The sequence below is a fragment of the Nonomuraea sp. NPDC050540 genome, from assembly GCF_044457485.1.
Taxonomy (GTDB): domain Bacteria; phylum Actinomycetota; class Actinomycetes; order Streptosporangiales; family Streptosporangiaceae; genus Nonomuraea.
In genome coordinates, this window is sequence record NZ_JBITHA010000001.1 from 601,468 (window position 1) to 619,292 (window position 17,825).

The 17,825-nt window shown below is 72.7% G+C and carries 14 protein-coding genes; 8 read left to right on the plus strand and 6 right to left on the minus strand.

Annotation, left to right across the window (positions count from 1 at the left end; all coding sequences use genetic code 11):
* Nucleotides 1-690 precede the first annotated feature (690 nt).
* From ACIBI5_RS02735 to ACIBI5_RS02750, 4 genes are all read left to right on the plus strand, one after another.
* Nucleotides 691-1,680: a LacI family DNA-binding transcriptional regulator gene (locus ACIBI5_RS02735; RefSeq protein ID WP_397242462.1), complete on the plus strand. Its 990-nt coding sequence runs from the start codon at nt 691-693 to the stop codon at nt 1,678-1,680.
* Between the two features lie 179 nt (nt 1,681-1,859).
* The gene (locus ACIBI5_RS02740) at nt 1,860-2,633 is read left to right on the plus strand and encodes a sugar phosphate isomerase/epimerase family protein (RefSeq protein WP_397242464.1); all 774 of its coding nucleotides are present in this window, start codon (nt 1,860-1,862) and stop codon (nt 2,631-2,633) included.
* A gap of 329 nt (nt 2,634-2,962) precedes the next feature.
* Nucleotides 2,963-3,856 (plus strand): alkaline phosphatase family protein, encoded by an 894-nt coding sequence (locus tag ACIBI5_RS02745; RefSeq protein ID WP_397242466.1) that lies wholly within the window; start codon nt 2,963-2,965, stop codon nt 3,854-3,856.
* 529 nt (nt 3,857-4,385) lie between these two features.
* Nucleotides 4,386-7,031: a PEP/pyruvate-binding domain-containing protein gene (locus ACIBI5_RS02750; protein WP_397242468.1), complete on the plus strand. Its 2,646-nt coding sequence runs from the start codon at nt 4,386-4,388 to the stop codon at nt 7,029-7,031.
* 39 nt (nt 7,032-7,070) lie between these two features.
* On the opposite strand, the gene ACIBI5_RS02755 is transcribed toward ACIBI5_RS02750, so the two are convergent.
* From ACIBI5_RS02755 to ACIBI5_RS02765, 3 genes are read right to left on the minus strand one after another with little or no spacing between them, the layout of a single operon-like run.
* Nucleotides 7,071-7,898: a sugar phosphate isomerase/epimerase family protein gene (locus tag ACIBI5_RS02755; RefSeq protein WP_397242470.1), complete on the minus strand. Its 828-nt coding sequence runs from the start codon at nt 7,896-7,898 to the stop codon at nt 7,071-7,073.
* The gene (locus ACIBI5_RS02760) at nt 7,895-9,061 is read right to left on the minus strand and encodes a dihydrodipicolinate synthase family protein (RefSeq protein WP_397242472.1); all 1,167 of its coding nucleotides are present in this window, start codon (nt 9,059-9,061) and stop codon (nt 7,895-7,897) included. Before ACIBI5_RS02760 ends, ACIBI5_RS02755 begins: the two co-directional genes overlap by 4 nt.
* The gene (locus tag ACIBI5_RS02765) at nt 9,058-10,191 is read right to left on the minus strand and encodes a Gfo/Idh/MocA family protein (protein WP_397242474.1); all 1,134 of its coding nucleotides are present in this window, start codon (nt 10,189-10,191) and stop codon (nt 9,058-9,060) included. Before ACIBI5_RS02765 ends, ACIBI5_RS02760 begins: the two co-directional genes overlap by 4 nt.
* 91 nt (nt 10,192-10,282) lie before the next feature.
* Between ACIBI5_RS02765 and ACIBI5_RS02770 the strand changes: the two genes are divergently transcribed.
* Nucleotides 10,283-10,639: a PadR family transcriptional regulator gene (locus ACIBI5_RS02770; protein WP_397242476.1), complete on the plus strand. Its 357-nt coding sequence runs from the start codon at nt 10,283-10,285 to the stop codon at nt 10,637-10,639.
* A 61-nt stretch (nt 10,640-10,700) separates the two neighbouring features.
* Nucleotides 10,701-11,516 (plus strand): alpha/beta hydrolase, encoded by an 816-nt coding sequence (locus ACIBI5_RS02775; protein WP_397242478.1) that lies wholly within the window; start codon nt 10,701-10,703, stop codon nt 11,514-11,516.
* 192 nt (nt 11,517-11,708) lie between these two features.
* Here ACIBI5_RS02775 and ACIBI5_RS02780 read toward each other — a convergent pair whose 3' ends face one another.
* Both ACIBI5_RS02780 and ACIBI5_RS02785 read right to left on the minus strand, forming a co-directional pair.
* Nucleotides 11,709-12,935 carry an HRDC domain-containing protein gene (locus tag ACIBI5_RS02780; protein WP_397242480.1) on the minus strand — a complete coding sequence of 409 codons (1,227 nt, stop codon included), beginning with the start codon at nt 12,933-12,935 and terminating at the stop codon, nt 11,709-11,711.
* Complete coding sequence (locus tag ACIBI5_RS02785; RefSeq protein WP_397242482.1) at nt 12,932-13,525, minus strand: DUF3000 domain-containing protein; 594 nt, start codon at nt 13,523-13,525, stop codon at nt 12,932-12,934. The genes ACIBI5_RS02780 and ACIBI5_RS02785 overlap by 4 nt, the downstream gene beginning before the upstream one ends.
* A 481-nt stretch (nt 13,526-14,006) precedes the next feature.
* Between ACIBI5_RS02785 and hemE the strand changes: the two genes are divergently transcribed.
* Together hemE and ACIBI5_RS02795 are read left to right on the plus strand one after the other, a co-directional pair.
* Nucleotides 14,007-15,020 carry a uroporphyrinogen decarboxylase gene (gene hemE / locus ACIBI5_RS02790; RefSeq protein WP_397243779.1) on the plus strand — a complete coding sequence of 338 codons (1,014 nt, stop codon included), beginning with the start codon at nt 14,007-14,009 and terminating at the stop codon, nt 15,018-15,020.
* Between the two features lie 71 nt (nt 15,021-15,091).
* Nucleotides 15,092-16,882: a BTAD domain-containing putative transcriptional regulator gene (locus ACIBI5_RS02795; protein ID WP_397242484.1), complete on the plus strand. Its 1,791-nt coding sequence runs from the start codon at nt 15,092-15,094 to the stop codon at nt 16,880-16,882.
* Between the two features lies 1 nt (nt 16,883).
* Here ACIBI5_RS02795 and ACIBI5_RS02800 read toward each other — a convergent pair whose 3' ends face one another.
* Complete coding sequence (locus ACIBI5_RS02800; RefSeq protein ID WP_397242486.1) at nt 16,884-17,813, minus strand: DUF4349 domain-containing protein; 930 nt, start codon at nt 17,811-17,813, stop codon at nt 16,884-16,886.
* Between the last annotated feature and the right edge of the window lie 12 nt (nt 17,814-17,825).

Consider the following 17,825-nt stretch of genomic DNA (forward strand, 5'->3'; position numbering starts at 1 on the left):
CTCGCTTGGCAGGACGAGCCGCGGAACCCCAACGCGGGCGGCCCCGGCCGCCCGCGTTGCGCTGTGATGCGGGCTGCGGTGTGGACGGTGCCTCCGCGGTGTTGTGCGGGCCGCGGTGTGTTGTGGCATCGCGTGGGGGTTGCTCCCGGTTGCGGTCCCTTCAGCCCGCCATCCGTTACGGCACAGCCGCCCCACCGCCACCCGCCGACGTGAGCGTGCGTGTCGTGGGGGTCGCTTCTCACGTCGGACGGGGTCCCCGCCACAACGGCGATGCGGTTACCGGTCAAGATGCCGTAACCGGCCAGGATGCGGCCACCGGCCAACACCAGGAGACAGGCCAACCTCCGGAGACCGGCCAACATGCGGTAGCCGGTCAGTGGGTCGTCTTGCTGGCCGGCTTCCTGGGCGCGGCCTAGCTGGATGACGGGGTCGCCACTTGGCGGGCTGACGGATCGCCGTGGCGGCGAGTGCCACGTCCGACGTGAGAAGCGATCCCCCCGATCGGCGCCGGCGGGCGTCGGCGGGTGGTGGGGGTGTGGCCGGCCGTAACGGATGGTGGTGGGTTCGGGGGTGAGAGGTAGACGCGCGGGCGAGAGCGGGAGGCACGGGGAGAGCGGGAGGCACGGGGAGAGGGGCGGCGCGGGGAGGGGAGAGTCTGGCACACTGGGAAATCGCTTTCCAGGAGGTGTCGTGGTCACCCTCGAAGATGTGGCGAGGCAGGCGGGTGTTTCGCTGGCGACCGCCTCGCGTGTGCTGAACGGCAGTACCCGCCAGGTGGGCGCCGGCCTGCGTGCCCGCGTCGAGCAGGCCGCCGACGAGCTCGGCTACCGGGCCAACATCGCCGCCCAGACCCTTGCCCGCGGTGCCAGCAACGTGATCGGCATCGTGGTGCACGATCTCACCGACCCCTACTTCGCGGCGCTGGCCGACGGGGTCATGCGGGCCGCGGCCGGGGAAGGGCTGCTGGTCATGGTCGGCACCACCCACCGCGACCCCGAGCAGGAGATCGCCTACGTCGCCACGCTCAACGCGCAGCGCGTGCGGGCGGTGCTGCTGGTGGGTTCGCGGCTCGACGATCCCGAGGTCACCGGACGGCTGCGCGCCGAACTCGACCGCTACCTGTCCAGCGGCGGCCGGGTCGCCTGCGTCGGCCAGGACCTGCTCGGCGTCGACACCGTCGCCCCGGCCAACGGGGAGGGGTCGGCGGCGCTGGCGCGTTCGCTGGCGGGGCTGGGGCATCGGCGGTTCGCGGTGCTCGCGGGCCCGCCGCGGCTCATGACCGCCGCGGACCGTTGCGCCGGATTCGTCACCGCTCTCGAACAACTCGGACTCCCGCGCCCCCGGATCGTCCACGGCCCGTTCGACCGCGACGGCGGTTATCAGGCGGCGCAGGAGACGGGCGACGCGACCTGCGTGTTCGCGGTGAACGACGTCATGGCCGTGGGCGCGCTGGCCGCCTACAGGGAGCGGGGCGTGCGGGTGCCGGAGGACGTGTCGGTGGCGGGGTTCGACGACATCGCGACCCTGCGCGACCACGCGCCCGCGTTGACGACGGTGCGCTTGCCGCTGGCCGACATGGGTGCGCGGGCCCTGGAGCTGGCCCTCACTTCGGCCGACAAGCCCGTGGTTGAGCCGGTGCGCGGCGAGGTGGTCCTGCGCGAAAGCGTCCGCCCGCTCTGATGCCCGCACCCCTCGCCGCCGTGGGCCCGCACCCGACCTCCTTGCCCGCCGTTGTCCACACCCCAGATCCGTGCGGTTGCGGCTCGGGTCCTTTGTGCCGGTACGGCGGCGGCTCCGCCGTACTCCCGCGTGTCGCTTGATCGGCGGCGCGCGTGCCACCACCCCCTTGGGAGAACACTGTGAAACTGTCCGTCAGCACGCTGGGAATGCCGGGCGACAAGCTCGACCGGGCGATCGAGGTGGCCCTGGGACACGGCTGCCAGGGGCTGGAGCTGCGGCTGCACCCCGACACCGGCGTACACGCGGGACTGAGCCGCGACGAGCGCGCGGCGGCGCGGAAGGCGGTGGAGAGCGCGGGTCTGGAAATCTCCGCCCTGGCAGGCTATGTACGCGTATGTGAGCCAGGTCCCGACGAACCCCTCATCGAGGCGCTCCTCGCCGACCTCAAGCTCGCCGCCGACCTGGGGGCGCCGGGCGTGCGGGTGTTCCCGCGCGGCGACGACCCGGCCGTGGGCGCGCGCCGCCTCCAGGCGGTCTCCGGTACGGCACGCGAGCTCGGCCTGCGCGTCCTCGTGGAAACCCACGACCTGATGGCCACCGGCGCCAAGGTCGCCGCACTCCTGGACGCCGCCGGCTCCCCGGACACCACCGGCGCCCTCTGGGACCTCCTTCACCCGTGGCGCCACGGCGAATCCCCGGCCGACACGCTGTCCGCCCTGGGCTCGCACCTGGCGTACGTGCAGGTCAAGGACGCGGTGTCGGCCAACGACAGTACACCGGTGCCGATGTGGTCGGGTTCCGTGCCGCTGGACGAGTGCGGGGACCTGCTCCAGTCGGCGGGGTACGACGGGTGGGTGTCGCTGGAGTGGGAACGCACCTGGTACCCCCAGGTCGCCCCGGTAGAGGACATCCTCCCCGGTGCCGCCGAATGGGTCCGCCGCTACCAGCCCTGACCCCGCTCACCCGACCCGCCGCCCCTCCAGGCACCCGGTTGCCCGCAGCCGGCCGACCCTGGAGCCCTCCGCCTGCCCGCATCGGCGCCACACCTGCCCACCAGCCCCTGTAGTCCTCCAGGCACCCGCCGCCCGCCCGCTGCCCAGTAGTGGCCCGCCGGTGCGCGGTGCGCCGTCTCCGGTGGGATGCGGCTGGGTTTGTGTCCTGAGGCGGCCGTCCGTGGCATGCGGCGGGCCTTGGCGGTCCAGGGTGGCGTTGGGGGGTGGGTGGGGCGCGCGTAGGGTGGCGGCGGCGGTGTGTTGTTGCGGTGGTGGGAGAGGGGAGTCGCGTGAAGGACAAGGTGCTTGTCGTCGGCATGGACGGCCTGCGGTTCGACCGGTTGCTGGCGTTGCGTCCCAAGGTGCTGGGGGAACTGCTCGATACCGGTGCGCATGGGACGAGCCTGCTGCCGTATGGGGAGGCCGGGGCCGTCTCCACGGGGGCCAAGGGGGAGGTCATGCGGCTGGGGGAGAGGTCGATCGCGTCCAGGACCGACTCGGGGCCGGGGTGGTCGTCGATCGCCACCGGTGTGTGGCCGGACAAGCACGGCGTGGTGGATAACAGCTTCACCGCTCCTGATTTCGCGAAATATCCGGACTTCCTGACCCGGGCCAAGCGGGCCGACCCCGCCCTGACCACCTCGGCCCTGTTCTCGTGGGCCGCGCTGGCCGAGCACGGGGCGTTCGGGCAGAAGATCGACACCCGCGTGGTCCTGGACGGCTTCGCGATCACCTTCACCGAGGGCGACAGGCAGATAGCCGACGCCGCCGAACGCCACTTCGCCGAGCAGGCTCCCGACCTGGCCTTCGTCTACTTCGGCGACACCGACGAGGTGGCCCACCGCCTGGGCCCCCACTGCCCGGAGTACGCCGACGCCCTCCACACCCAGGACAACTACCTGGGCCGCGTCCTCACCTCGATCAAGAACCGCTCCTCCTACCCCGCGGAACGCTGGACCATCCTGGTCACCACCGACCACGGCCACCTGGACGAAGGCGGTCACGGAGGGGTCTCTCCCGAGGAACGCACCACATTCGTGATCGCCGCCCGCCTGGGCGAGAACCTCGGCGGCCGCACCCTCCCAGAGGCCCGCCTGGTGGACATCGCCCCCACCGCCCTGGCCCAGCTGGGCATCACCCCCACCCCCGCCTGGAACCTGGACGGCCACCCCCTCCCCCTCTAACCCACCCGAGATCCGCCACCCGCCCGGGAACCGCCGACCCGCCCGGGAACCGCCGACCCGCCCGGGGGTTCCAGGGCGCCCGCTTCACGCGCCCGCCTTGACCCCAAGCGCGTCTCCAGGGTCGCGAGCGCCTGCCTCCCGACTCCGGGGCTCCGCCTGCCCATGTAGACGCGCCGCCCCAGGCGCCGTACCCGCCAGAGAGGCCACGTGCCGCAAGAGCCCACCAATCGCGAGAGCCCACGGACCGAGAGGGCCCACCGACTGCGAGGGCCACGGACCGCGAGGCGCATGTCGTGAAGGTCCTGTGGTGTGAGGAGGTCCACGCCCGAGGGCAGGCGCGCCACGCGGGGAAGCATCGTTGCGAGGGGGCGCGTGTCGGGAGAGAGGCGTCTGGCAGGTGACTGCACGTTGAAAGGGCCGCGTGGCGTGAGGAGTGGCCTCGTTCTGCCCAAGTTTTTCATCGCTTGTTGAATTCTCGCCATCCACGCGCCACACTGTGAACGAAGGGTGTCTCTCAGGAGGACGGCGAATGAAGACCGCACTGGAGTTTTCCGAGATCCACGCCGGCATGCTCGCCGAAGCAGGCGGCAAGGCCGCCAACCTGGGTGAGCTGACCAGGGCGGGCCTACCGGTCCCCCAAGGCTGGGTACTGACCACGGACGCCTACCACCAGGCAGCGGAAACCGCGGGACTCCAGGAGGTCATCGCCCAAGGCGGCGACCTGGCGGCGAAGGCGCGGCAACGCCTCCTGGAAACCACCATCCCCGCCGAGGTGGCCGAGGAAGTCAGGAAGGCCTACGCGGGGCTGGGGGAGTCGGCCCCGGTGGCGGTGCGGTCGTCGGCCACGGCCGAGGATCTGCCGTTCGCGAGCTTCGCCGGCCAGCAGGACACGTTCCTCAACGTGGTGGGGCCGGACGACGTGCTGCGGGCGGTGCGGAAGTGCTGGGCTTCCCTCTGGACGGACCGGGCGGTCGCCTACCGCGAGGCGAACGGGATCGACCACGCGGCGGTCCGCATCGCGGTGGTGGTCCAGGCGATGGTGGACGCGGAGGTGGCGGGGGTGATGTTCACCGCGAACCCGGTCACCGGCCGCAGGCGGGAAGCGGTGATCGACGCCAGTCCCGGCCTGGGCGAGTCGGTGGTGTCGGGGGCGGTGAATCCGGACCGGTTCGTGGTCGACGTGGCCACGGCCGAGATCCGCGAACGCCACGCCGGTGACAAGAAGATCGCCATCAGGTCGTTGCCCGGCGGCGGCACCGAACGCGTCGAGACCGACGTCGACGGCTTCTGCCTCACCGACGCGCAGGTGCGGGCGCTGGCCGAGCTCGGGGCCCGGGTCGAGGGACACTATGGCGCGCCGCAGGACACCGAGTGGGCGATCGACGCCGGCGGGCGGCTCTGGCTGACGCAGGCGCGGCCGATCACCACGCTCTATCCAGTGCCCGAGACCCTGCCCCAGACCCCGCCCGGCACCGGACACGACGGGCTGCGCCTGTTCTTCTCGATCAACGTGGCACAGGGGGTCATGGGGCCGTTCACGCCGATGGGGAGCGCGGGCATCAAGCTGATGAGCGCGGGCGCGGCCAGGATGGCGGGGTACCCGCCGGCCGACCCCCACCAGGGCGCCGGCCCGGTGGTCGAGGCGGGGCAGCGGCTCTGGGTCGACCTGACCAAGGCGGCACGCAGCCGCGTCGGCCGCGCCGTACTGCCGAGAGTGCTCTCTGTCGCGGAGGCGCGCACGGCGGTGCTGTTCAAGGCGCTGATGGACGACCCGAGACTGTCGATGACCTACCCGTCGCGGCGGCCGTTCCTTCGTGCGGCGCGGCGGATCGCGCGGGCGGCGGGCGCGCCGCGGCGGATGCGGTGGGCGCTCACGCGGCCCGAACGCGCGCTGACCTACACGCGGCGCGTCGGCGACGAGCTCACGCGGCGCTTGGAACTCCCGGAGGACGTTTCCCCGCAGGCACGGATCGACCATGCCGAACGCCTGCTCGGCGCCACCTTCCCGATGATCTTCTCGATCATGCCGATCGTGCTCGTGGGGTACGGGATGTTCGGGCTGGCGTCGAAGCTCTCGGGCGTGCCGATCTCCGACATGCAGGACGTCCTGCGGAGCATGCCCCACAACCCGACCACCGAGATGGACATGGAACTGTGGCGGCTGGCCACGCGCATCGAACCGTTCGGTGACCGGTCGGTCGAGGAGGTCACCCGCCTCTACCAGGCAGGACAACTGCCCCGTGTGACCCAGGAGGCCATCTCCGGCTTCCTCGCCACCTACGGTCACCGCGGCGTCGCCGAGATCGACCTCGGTGTCAAGCGCTGGTCGGACGATCCGTCCCACATCATCGGCGTCCTGGCCAACTACCTGCGCATGGACGACCGCCTCGCGCCCGACGCCCTGTTCGCGCGCGGCGCCGCCGAAGCGCAGGCCGCCGTCGAGCGCGTCGCTGCCGCCGCCGCGCGCAAGGGCCGGTGGCGCGCCGCGATCGTCCGCCGCGCCCTGGACCGCACCCGCCGTCTCGGCGGGCTGCGCGAGCTGCCCAAGTACTACGCGGTGCTGATCTTGGCAGGGGTACGGCGGAGCATGCGCGTCGTCGGCGAGCACCTGGTGGCGCAGGGCGTCCTCGGCACCCCCGACGACATCTACTTCCTCACCTTCCAGGAGGCCAGAACCGCCCTCCAGCCCGCGAAGAGCGAGGACGACCTTCGCGGACTGGTGGCCGGGCGCAAGGCGGCCCACGAGCGGGAGGAGCGGCGCAGGCACGTCCCCCGCCTGCTGCTGTCGGACGGCACCGAACCGGAGGCGCTGTCGATCGCCGCCGCCGAGGGCGCCATCACCGGCACCCCGGCCTCGGCGGGCATCGCGACCGGCCCGGCCCGCGTGGTCATGGACCCGGCCGGCGCGCACCTGGAGCCGGGCGAGATCCTGGTCTGCCCGTCCACGGATCCGGGCTGGACGCCGCTGTTCCTGACGGCGGGCGGCCTGGTGATGGAGATGGGCGGCGCCATGTCACACGGCGCGGTCGTGGCCAGGGAGTACGGCATCCCCGCGGTGGTCGGCGTCACCCGCGCCACCGAGCGCGTCACGACCGGCGAGACCGTCACCGTGGACGGCGCCGCCGGAACCATCACCCAGGAAGCCGCAGACACGATCACCCATGAACGCGCGTGACACGATCACGAAGGAGCACGGCCAAGCCCACGACCCCGCCTAACCGACCACCTCGGCATAACGCCGCTTCATCGCAGCCACCACCTCGTCCGGATCGGCGGCCCAGACGTCGGCGTTGAAGATCTCCACCTCGATGTCACCGGTGTACCCGGCGGCGAGCACGGCACGGGTGATCGGCGGGAAGTCGATCACCCCGTCGCCCATCATCCCCCGCCCGAGCAGCACGTCGGCAGGCAGCGGATGCAGATAGTCGCACACCTGGTAGGACGCGATCCGCTCACCCGCCCGAGCGATCTGCTCGAACACCTGCGGGTCCCACCACACGTGGAAGGTGTCCACCACCACCCCGACCTGCTCACCGGGGTACGGCATGGCCAGATCCAACGCCTGCCCAAGCGTGGACACGACAGCCCGATCGGGGCAGTAGAGGGGATGCAGGGGCTCCAACGCCAGCCGTACGTTCCGCTCCCCGGCATAGGGCGCCAGCTCGGCCAGCGCCTCGGCCACCCGCTCCCGCGCCCCGGCCAGATCCCGCGAGACTCCATCCTCCAGCGGACTCCCAGGGGTCACCCCCGGCAGCCCGCCCACGACCAGGACGAGACAGGCGGCCCCCAGCTCGGCGGCCTCGTCGACGGCCCGACGGTTGTCATCCAGGGAGGCGGCCGCGGTCATGAAGCCGCCCCGGCACAGGGACGACACCCGCAGCCCCGCCGCGCGCACCAGCTTGGCGCTGGCGGCCAGACCCTGCTCGGCCACCTCCTCGCGCCACAACCCGACGGCCTCAAGCCCGTGCCGCACACAGCCGTCCACGGCCTGGGCGACGGTCCAGCTCTTGGTGGTGCGCTGGTTGAGCGACAGCGGGTTCACCGGCCGTTCACCGCCAGCAGCGCCGTCATCCGGCGGACCGCGAGCTCCTGGTCCGCCAGCAGCCCCGCCTGGTCGGCCAGCCGGAACACCTCCGCCAGGTGGGTGATCGACCGGGCCGACTGCGCCCCGTTGACCATGCTGAACGCTTCCTGATGACCGTTGAGCCAGGCGAGGAAGACGATGCCGGTCTTGTAGTGGAACGTCGGCGTCTCAAAGATCTTGCGGGACAACGCCACCGTCGGCTCGAAGATCGCATCGTAGAGAGCGAGGTTCCGGGTGCGGAGCTGCTCGTCGGGAGCCGACTCCGCGGCTGTCAGCGCCCGCAGGGCGGCGGCCGCCGCGGGGGCGATCGCGTCGAAGATGCCGAGGAGGGCGTGGCTGCCCGACTTGATGAGCGACGGGTAGTTGAAGTCGTCGCCGGTGTAGAGCCGGACGCCCTGGGGGAGGGCGGCGCGCAGCCGTACCTCGTGATCCTCGTCGAGGAGGGAGACCTTCACGCCGTCGACCATCGCGGCGTTGGCGTGGATCAGCTCCAGGAACGACTCGGTGGCCGCCTCCACGTCGCGCGAGCCCCAGTATCCGGCCAGCTGGGGGTCGAACATCTCGCCCAGCCAGTGCAGGATCACCGGCCGGTCGGCGAGGCCGAACAGCTTGCCGTACACGCGGTGGTAGTCATCGGGGCCGGTGGCGGTCCTGGCGAGCTGGCGCGAGGCCATGATGATCACGCCGGCGCCGGTGGCCTGGACGGTGTCGATCTGCTCGGCGTAGGCGTCGGTGATCGCCTGGACGGTGTCGGCTTCTGGCGCGTGGTCGGTCCCGGCGCCGCACGCGACCAGCTCGGCCGGGTCGCCGAACGCGCGGGCCTCGCCGGCGCTGCGGCTGATCAGCTCGCGGGTCGCCGCCCAGTCCAGGCCCATGTTGCGCTGGGCGGTGTCCATGGCGTCGGCGACGCGCAGGCCGTACGACCAGAGGTGGCGGCGGAAGCGCAGTGTGGCGGACCAGTCGACCGCGGCGGGCGCGCCGGGCGTGTTGTCCCCGAGCGGGTCGGCCACCACGTGCGCGGCCGCGTAGACCACCCGCGCGCCGGCGGGGCCGGCGCCGGGCTCGGGCCAGGTGACGGGGTCGCGCAGCGTGTACGCGCCGCCGGGCAGCCGGATTCTCACAGGCCCGTCACCTCGATCCTGCGGCCCTCGGCCGACGAGCGCAGCCCCAGCTCGGCCAGTTGCACGCCGCGGGCGCCCGCGGCGAAGTCGTAGGGGAACGGGGCGTCCTCCAGCACGTGGCGCAGGAACAGCTCCCACTGGATCTTGAACCCGTTGTCGAACTCCGCGTTGTCCGGCACCTCCTGCCAGTCGTCGCGGAAGCGGGCGGTGACCGGAAGGTCCGGGTTCCAGACGGGCTTCGGGGTGCCGGCGCGGTGCTGGATCCGGCAGTTGCGCAGCCCGGCGACGGCGCTGCCGTGCGTGCCGTCCACCTGGAACTCCACCAGTTCGTCCCGGTTCACCCGCACGGCCCAGGAGGAGTTGATCTGGGCGACGGTGCCGCCCTCCAGCTCGAAGATCCCGTACGCGGCGTCGTCGGCCGTCGCGTCATAGGTCGCCCCCTGCTCGTCGACCCGGGCCGGGATGTGGGTGACGGCCTTGGCGTAGACGGACTGGACGCGGCCGAACAGGTTCTCCAGCACGTAGTGCCAGTGGGGGAACATGTCGAGGATGATGCCGCCGCCGTCCTCGGCCCGGTAGTTCCAGGAAGGACGCTGGGCCTCCTGCCAGTCGCCTTCGAACACCCAGTAGCCGAACTCCCCGCGTACCGACAGGATCCGCCCGAAGAAGCCGCCGTCGATCAGCCGCTTGAGCTTGAGCAGGCCGGGGAGGAACAGCTTGTCCTGGACGACGCCGTTCTTGACGCCGCGGGCGGCGGCGGCCTCGGCGAGTGCTACGGCCTCCTCGACGGACTCCGCGGTGGGCTTCTCGGCGTAGATGTGCTTGCCGGCCTCGATGGCCTTGAGCACCGACTTGACCCTGGCCTGGGTGACCTGGGCGTCGAAGTAGATCTCGGCGCGCTCCAGCGCGGTGTCGAGGTCGGTGGTGTAGTCGGTGAGCCCGTGCCTGGCGGCGATCTCGGCCAGCTTGGCCTCGCTGCGGCCGACGAGGATGGGATCGAGCCTGACCCGGGTGCCGTCGGAGAGGGCCAGCCCGCCCTGCTCGTTGATGGCCAGGACGGACCGGACCAGATGCTGCCGGTAGCCCATCCTGCCGGTGACGCCGTTCATCACCACGCCGATTCTGCGCATCGAGACCTCTTCCTTGGAAAGCGCTTTCCAGGACCGTACGGCGGGCGCGGGTGCCGTTGCAATACTGTGTGCCACACAATAACGTGCGACCATGCCCGACGACGTGCCGCTCGCCACCCACCTCCAGGAGCTCCGGCGGGGCACCGTCGTGCTGGCCTGCCTGCTCGCGCTGGAGCGGCCCAACTACGGCTACGCCCTGCTCGACGACCTCGCCAGCAGCGGCTTCGCGGTCGAGGCCAACACGCTCTACCCGCTGCTGCGGCGGCTGGAGAGGCAGGGGCTCCTGGTCAGCGAATGGAGCATGAAGGAGTCGAGGCCGCGCCGGTTCTACCGGACGAGCGAGGCCGGGGCGGCGCTCGCCGCGCTCCTCGGCCGCGACTGGGAGCGGCTCGACGCCGCGCTGGCGACCCTGAGAGGGGCTCCGGGCAAGCACGTACCCGGGAGGTAGGGGACGGGTGGTACCTGAGACCGACGCGAGCCGCGCGCGCCGTCGCATACGGTCGTGAACCATGCGTCGTTTCCTGTTGGGTGCCGTGCTCGCCCTGACCGTCGCGGGTGCCGCCTCCCAGCCGGGCGCGCAGCCACTCGACCTGCCCGCGATCACCGCGCCCGCCCTGGCCGAACGCTACGCCGCCAACGCGCGGGACGGTTCCGGACGGCAGTTCCTGGCCCTCGACCGGACGGGCGACGGGCGGGCCGTCGAGGTGGTGGGCGACCTGGCCGCCGCCGACTCGGTGATCATCTTCGTGCCGGGCACCGGATACGGCCTGGCCCAGTTCAACGACAGCACCGCCGCGCCGGGCGGCGCCGCCCGCGCCCTGCACGCCCGCGCCCAGGCCCTGGCCCCCGGCACGAAGGTCGCGGTCATCGGCTGGCTCGGCTACGACGCGCCCGAGATGACCGACCCGGGCGTCATCACCACGCTGCCCGCCGCGAAGGGCGCCAAGGCCCTGCGTACCCTGGTGACCGCCCTTCTGCCCAAGCGGATCGCCCTGGTCTGCCACAGCTACGGCACGGTCGTCTGCGGCGAGGCCGCGCCCGCCCTGCCCGTCACCGACATCGTCGCCCTGGGCAGCCCCGGCATGGGCGTCGCCGGCGCCGCCGACCTCCGCACTCCGGCCCGCGTGTGGACGGCGCTGTCCGGCCGCGACGACGTCTTCCGCCCAGGGGTACGGCTCGGCCCCATCGGCTTCGGCGCCGACCCGAACGTCGCGGCCTTCGGCGCCCGGATCATCGACGGCGGCGACGGCCGCCACACCGACTACCTCCGCCCCGGTCCCACCCTCGACCGGATCACCAGAATCGCGCTGACCGGCCGAGCCTGACGGCCCCTCGTCGCGAGCCAACCCGGGGCCAACAACGATCCAACGGCCGCGCCCTAGCGTTGCTCGACGACTGGCCGGAGGAATCTCAGGAAGGCACCGATCGCCATGATCGACGGGGACGGCACGACGGCACGCCCGGACATGCACTGGACCGAGGGGTAGAAGCGCGGCGCCGCCTCCGCGGAGGCGGCGTCAGACCTCGCCCTTGGTCTCCAGCCGGTCCAGGGCCTTGGTGAGCGGATGCGCCGTGAGGCCGATCTGCCACTCGCGGGCCCCCAGCGAACGCAGCCGCTCGGCCACCGTCGCGTCGTCGAGCACCGCGGGCGGCTCCCACGTCAGGCGGCGGACCGCGTCGGGCTGCAGGAGGTTCTCGGTGGGCATCCGGTGCTCGTCGGCCAGCGCCGCCACCACCGCGCGCGCGGCGGCCAGGCGCTTGGCGGCGGCCGGGTCACGGTCGGCCCAGCGGTTGGCCGGCGGCGGGCCGTCACCGGGCGAGCTCGGCGCGGGCAACTGGCCGTCGGGCAGCGCCCGTGCGCGGCTGACCGCCGACAGCCAGTCGGACATGTAGCGCCGCGCGCTGCGCCCGGTGAACGCGGAGATCTCGGTGAGCGCCTTCTTGGTGCGCGGCACCTCCAGCGCGGCGGTCACGATCGCGGCGTCGGGCAGGACGCGGCCGGGGGCCAGATCCTTCTCCCTGGCGATCGTGTCGCGCATCGTCCACAGCTCGCGCACGATGGCCAGCGCCCGGACGTTGCGGACCTTGTGGATGCCGGAGGTACGCCGCCAGGGGTCGGACCGCGGCGACGGCGGCGGCGTGGCCAGCACGGCCGCGAACTCCTCCTGGGCCCACTCCAGCTTGCCGCTCTCCTCCAGCTGCGCGTGAAGCTCGTCACGCAGCTCCACCAGCACCTCGACGTCGAGCGCCGCGTAACGCAGCCAGTCCTCGGGCAGCGGCCTGGTCGACCAGTCGGCCGCCGAATGGCCTTTCTCCAGCCGCAGGCCGAGGACGGTCTCGACCATGGTGCCCAGGCCCACGCGCTCGTACCCGAGCAGTCGCCCGGCCAGCTCGGTGTCGAACATCCGGCGCGGCCGGAAGCCGATCTCGGCCAGACACGGAAGGTCCTGCGAGGCGGCGTGCAGGACGACCTCGGCATCGGACACGGCCGCGTCGAGCGCGCTCAGGTCGGGACAGCCCATGGGGTCGATGAGCGCGCTTCCCGCGCCGATGCGGCGCAGCTGGACGAGATAGGCGCGGTTGCCGTAGCGGTAGCCGGAGGCCCGCTCGGCGTCGACCGCGACGGGCCCGCTGCCGGCGGCGAACGCCTCGATCGTGCGGGCCAGCCCCGCGGCGTCGGCGATCACCGTCGGGATACCCTCGCGCGGCTCTAGCAGCGGGACGACGGTCTGTTCTTCTGTCACTGCCGAAAGGACTCCGGATCTTCACGATGGCGCGGCAGCGTGGCCACGTCGGGCGGGAGGGGTGGGATCCCCGCCGCCAGGCACATGAGGTCGCACCAGGCGGCGACGTGACCCGAGAGGTCCTCCTCCGTCGGGGACCAGGACGCCCTCAGTTCCAGCTCGGTGGTGACCGGGTCTTCCGCTTTGTTGCCGAACCCCTCGGACACGGCCCTTGTCACAGTACCGCCAGCGGCGGTGTAAGCGGCGTGGTGGGACTCCAACGCCTCGGTCAGCCAGCTCCACGCGACCGGGCCGAGCAGCGGATCGGAGGTGATCTCCGGCTCCATGTCGGCCCGCACGTAGGCGACGAGGCGGAAGGGGCCGTCCCAGCCACGCTGGCCGTCGGGGTCGAACAGCAGGATCAGCCGCCCCACCGCCAGCTCGTCGTCGTCGCGGTAGACGGACGCGCCGATGGCGGCCGAGTAGGGCGCCAGCCGCTGGGGGGCGGGCAGGTCCTCGAGTTCGATCTCGGGCCGCACGTCGATCGGCCGCAGGCTCTCCGCGGCGCGCAGGAACGCCGGGGGAGGCGGCGGCCGGTCACCGACGGTCATAGTCGAAGCGTAGGTCGCTGACGGACGGAAGGGGACCACGGGGGTGCTCATACGATGTGCTCAAGCCGCGGCCGTCACCAGCGTCCGGGTCCGCGCGGGCACCTGTGGCGCCCCGAGGAACACGGCCAGCCCGCAGTCCGTGCACGCCCAGTCGGGGCACGTGTCAGGCTCGTGCCCGTCAACGCAGAGCGGCTGCTCGAACAGCCGCTCGCCGGCGCAGTCGGGGCAATGTTCACTGCGGAGGGAGCTCCACAACGCGGTCATCGCACGGGGCCTTTCTTGTGATCGTGGGTCTGACGGTGACACGGCTCGCTGACAATTCCCCGCAACGCGCTCGGCGTGTCCCGAAAGTGGTTGCCGAATCGATGCCGCGCGGCGGCTTGGCGAACTCTTGATCCAGAATTTCCCGCCTTGCTCCGGTGCGCGGACCACGCGAGTGCCGTGGCAGGCTTGGAGCGTGAATCTCGACGACTCCGCCTTCCTGCGCGCCTGCCGCCGTCAGCCCGTCCCGCACACCCCCGTGTGGTACATGCGGCAAGCCGGCCGTTCGCTGCCCGAATACCTGAAGGTGCGCGAGGGCACGGCGATGCTGGCCGCGTGCGCCGACCCGGACCTGATCGTCGAGATCACCCTGCAGCCGATCCGCCGCTACGGCGTCGACGCCGCCATCTTCTTCAGCGACATCGTCGTCCCGCTCAAGGCCATCGGTGTCGACCTCGACATCAAGCCGGGCGTCGGCCCCGTCATCGCCAGCCCGATCCGCGACGCCAAGGGCCTGCAGGCCCTGCGCCCCCTGGAGCCCGGCGACGTCCCCTACGTCACCGAGGCGATCGGGTCGCTGGTGGGCGAGCTCGGGTCCACGCCGCTCATCGGCTTCGCGGGCGCGCCGTTCACGCTGGCGTCGTACCTGATCGAGGGTGGCCCCTCCAAGAACCACGACCGCACCAAAGCCATGATGTACGGCGAGCCGGACCTCTGGCACGCGCTCATGGACCGCCTGACCGGCATCGTCCTGGAGCACCTGCGCATCCAGGTCAGGGCCGGGGCCTCGGCCATCCAGCTGTTCGACTCCTGGGTCGGCGCGATCGCGCCCGCCGACTACCGCGAGTTCATCGCGCCCCACACCAGCCGCATCTTCGCCGGGGTGCCGGAGGTGCCGCGCATCCACTTCGGCGTCGGCACCGGCGAACTGCTCGGCGTGCTCGGCGAGGTGGGCCCCGACGTGGTGGGTGTCGACTGGCGGGTGCCGCTCGACGAGGCCGCCCGCCGCGTCGGCCCCGGCAGGGCGCTGCAGGGCAACCTCGACCCGGCCATCCTGCTGGCCCCGTGGGAGGTCGTCGAGGAGCGCGCGCTCGACATCCTGCGCAGGGGCCGCGCGGCCGAGGGCCACGTCTTCAACCTCGGCCACGGCGTCCTGCCCAGCACCGACCCGGACCAGCTCAAGCGGTTGACAGATCTGGTTCATTCCTTTGACCCCGATACCGCCCGGCTATGACCCCCTGACATACTTCGGGCGACTTAGTATCGTCGGGGGCGTCGGGTGCGAGGCAACCGGGGGGAACCGGCGTGGAGTTCGGCGTTCTGGGGGAATTGGCGATCGTCCGTGACGGCAGCGCGGTCGCGCTGACCTCGGCCAAGCAGCGCAACATCCTGGCCGTGCTGCTGAGCAGGGCCAACCGGGCCACCCCCGACGGCAGGCTCGCGGAGGCGGTGTGGGGGCAGGCGCCGCCGTCCCCGGCCACGGTCCGCTGGCACGTCCACCACGTACGGCAGGCGATCGGCGACGACCGCGTCGCCCGGCGCGGCGAGGCCTACCTGCTGCTCCTCGACCCGGCCGAGCTCGACGCCGCCCGCTTCGAGCGCCTGCTCACGCGGGCCCGTGCGGAAGCCTCCCCCGAAGCGGCCGCCGCCACGTACGGCGAGGCGCTCGCCCTGTGGCGCGGCGAGGCCTACGCCGGCCTTCACGCGGTGAGCTGTGAGGCGGCCCGCCTGGAGGAATTACGCCTGGCTGCGGCGGAGGAACGGGCGGAGAAGCTGCTCGCCCTCGACCGTCCCGCGGAGGCCGCCGCCGAGCTGGCGCCGCTGGTGGCCGCCCAGCCCCTGCGTGAACGCCTGCGCGCCGCCCACCTGCTCGCCCTGCACCGATCCGGCCGCCGGGCCGAGGCGCTGAGCTCCTACCGGGAGGGCCGTTCGCGTCTGGTGGCCGAGCTGGGCGTCGAGCCCGGCCGCCACCTGCGCGCCGCCCACGCCCAGGCCCTGGACGGCGACCAGCCGCCGCCGCACCCCGCCCAGCTGCCCCAGGACGTCGCCGCCTTCACCGGCCGCCGCCTGGAGCTCGCCGCCCTCGACCGCTCGCTCGAAACGGGCGCGACGGCCGTCATCACCGGCCCGGCCGGCATCGGCAAGACCGGGCTGGCCCTGCGCTGGGCGCACGCGCGGGCGGCCCGCTTCCCCGACGGCCAGCTCGCCGCCGACCTGCGCGCCAGGACCGGCCCGCTGCCGCCCGCCGAGGTGCTGGCCAGGTTCCTGCGCGCGCTCGGCGTCACCCGCGTCCCCGACGGCCTCGACGAGCGCGCCGCCCTCTACCGCACGCTGTTGCGCCGCCGCCGCGTGCTGCTGGTCCTGGACGACGCCTCGTGCGCCGCCCAGGTACGCCCGCTGCTGCCCGGCGCGCCCGGCTGCCGGGTGCTGGTCACCGGGCGCGGCCGGTTCGAGGGCCTGGTGGGGGAGGGCGCCTCGTCCACGCGACTCGACGTGCTGCCCAGCGACCAGGCGGTGAACCTCCTGCGCCGCCTCGTCCCCTCTCCTCCGGCGCGAGAGGACGAAGGCCTCAAGCAGCTCGCCCAGCTGTGCGACGGGCTGCCGCTGGCGCTGCGCATCGCCGCCGCCCGGCTCGCCACCCGCCCCGGCTGGACCGCCGGGCTCCTGGCCGGACGGATGCGCGCCGAGCACAGCCGCCTCGACGAGCTGCGCGCCGGCGACCTCGACGTCCGCGCCGCCATCGCGTCCGGCTACGACGCCGTCGGCGAGCGCGAACGCCTGCTCTTCTGCCTGCTCGGCCTGCTGCCCGCGGCCGTCGAGTGCACCCCGTGGCTGGCCACCGTCATGCTCGGCGCGGGCATCGAGGAGGCCGGCGGACTGCTCGACCGCCTCGCCGACGAACAGCTCCTGCGGCACGAGCGCGCCGACGAGCAGGGCTGGGAGCGCTACCGCATGTACCACCTGGTCCGGCTGTTCGCGGCCGAGCGGGCCGCCGCCGAGGTGCCCGCCCGCCTGCGCGAACAGGCCGTGGCCCGCGCCATGGCCTCCCCGATGGGCCGCCGCCGGACCATCTCGTCCAAGCTCTGCGTGGTGTGAGCTAGGTGGCGGGCGTCTCCTCCGGCGCCGCGGGGGTGGCCGGTTCGTCGGTACGGCGGCGCCGTACCAGGAAGATCACGAGCAGCACCACGGGCGCGACGATCAGCAACCAGGGCAGCACCACGCCCACGACGGTCACCACGACCTTGAGGAAGTCCACGAGCGCCCGCCACCCCGCGGCGAGGCCGCCGAGGAAGCCGGGCGGGTCGTCGTCGGGCGGCAGCACCTCGGCGGCCGGGCCCACCAGCCGCAGCGTCACCGTGGCCATGCCGACCTGCGCGGCCAGTTCCTTCTGCCGGGCCTGGAGAGACTCCAGCTCGGCCTCGCGGTTCTGGATCTCGCGCTCGACCTGGAGCACCTGGCCGATGGTCTTGGCCTTGCCCAGCAGCGAACGGAGCGAGGCGAGCGCTCCCTCGGCCGACTTCAGCCGGCTGTTGACGTCGGCGACCTCCATGGTCACGTCCTGGGTGCCCTGGGTCATGGACAGCCGCTTGCCGAGGTCGCGGCCGAGGACGGTCAGGATCTCCTGGTATCGGGCGGGCGGGATCTTGAACTCGAGGGTCGCGCTGGCCTCCTGCTGTTCGGCGGCGCTGGACTCCTCCTTCGACAGGTGCCCGCCGGCGCCGGTGACGAGCGTCTTGGCCCGGTCGGCGGCGGCCGTGACGTCCCTGGCCCGCACGGTCAGGGTGGCGATGTAGATGATCTGACGTTCCTCGGCGGTCACCTTCACGTCCGAGGTGATCGTCTTGCCGCCTGCCTCGTCCTTCGCCTCGTCCTTCGCCGAGTAGTCGGCATCCGCGCGGGCCGGACCGACCGCCGCGCTCTCGGGCCGGGAGACGTCGCTGCTCTGGGCGACACCGCCGCTGCCGCTGCCGCCGCAGCCGGACAGCAGCACGACGGCCAGTGCCGCCGCCAACGCCATTGTCTTCATGACCATAAGGAC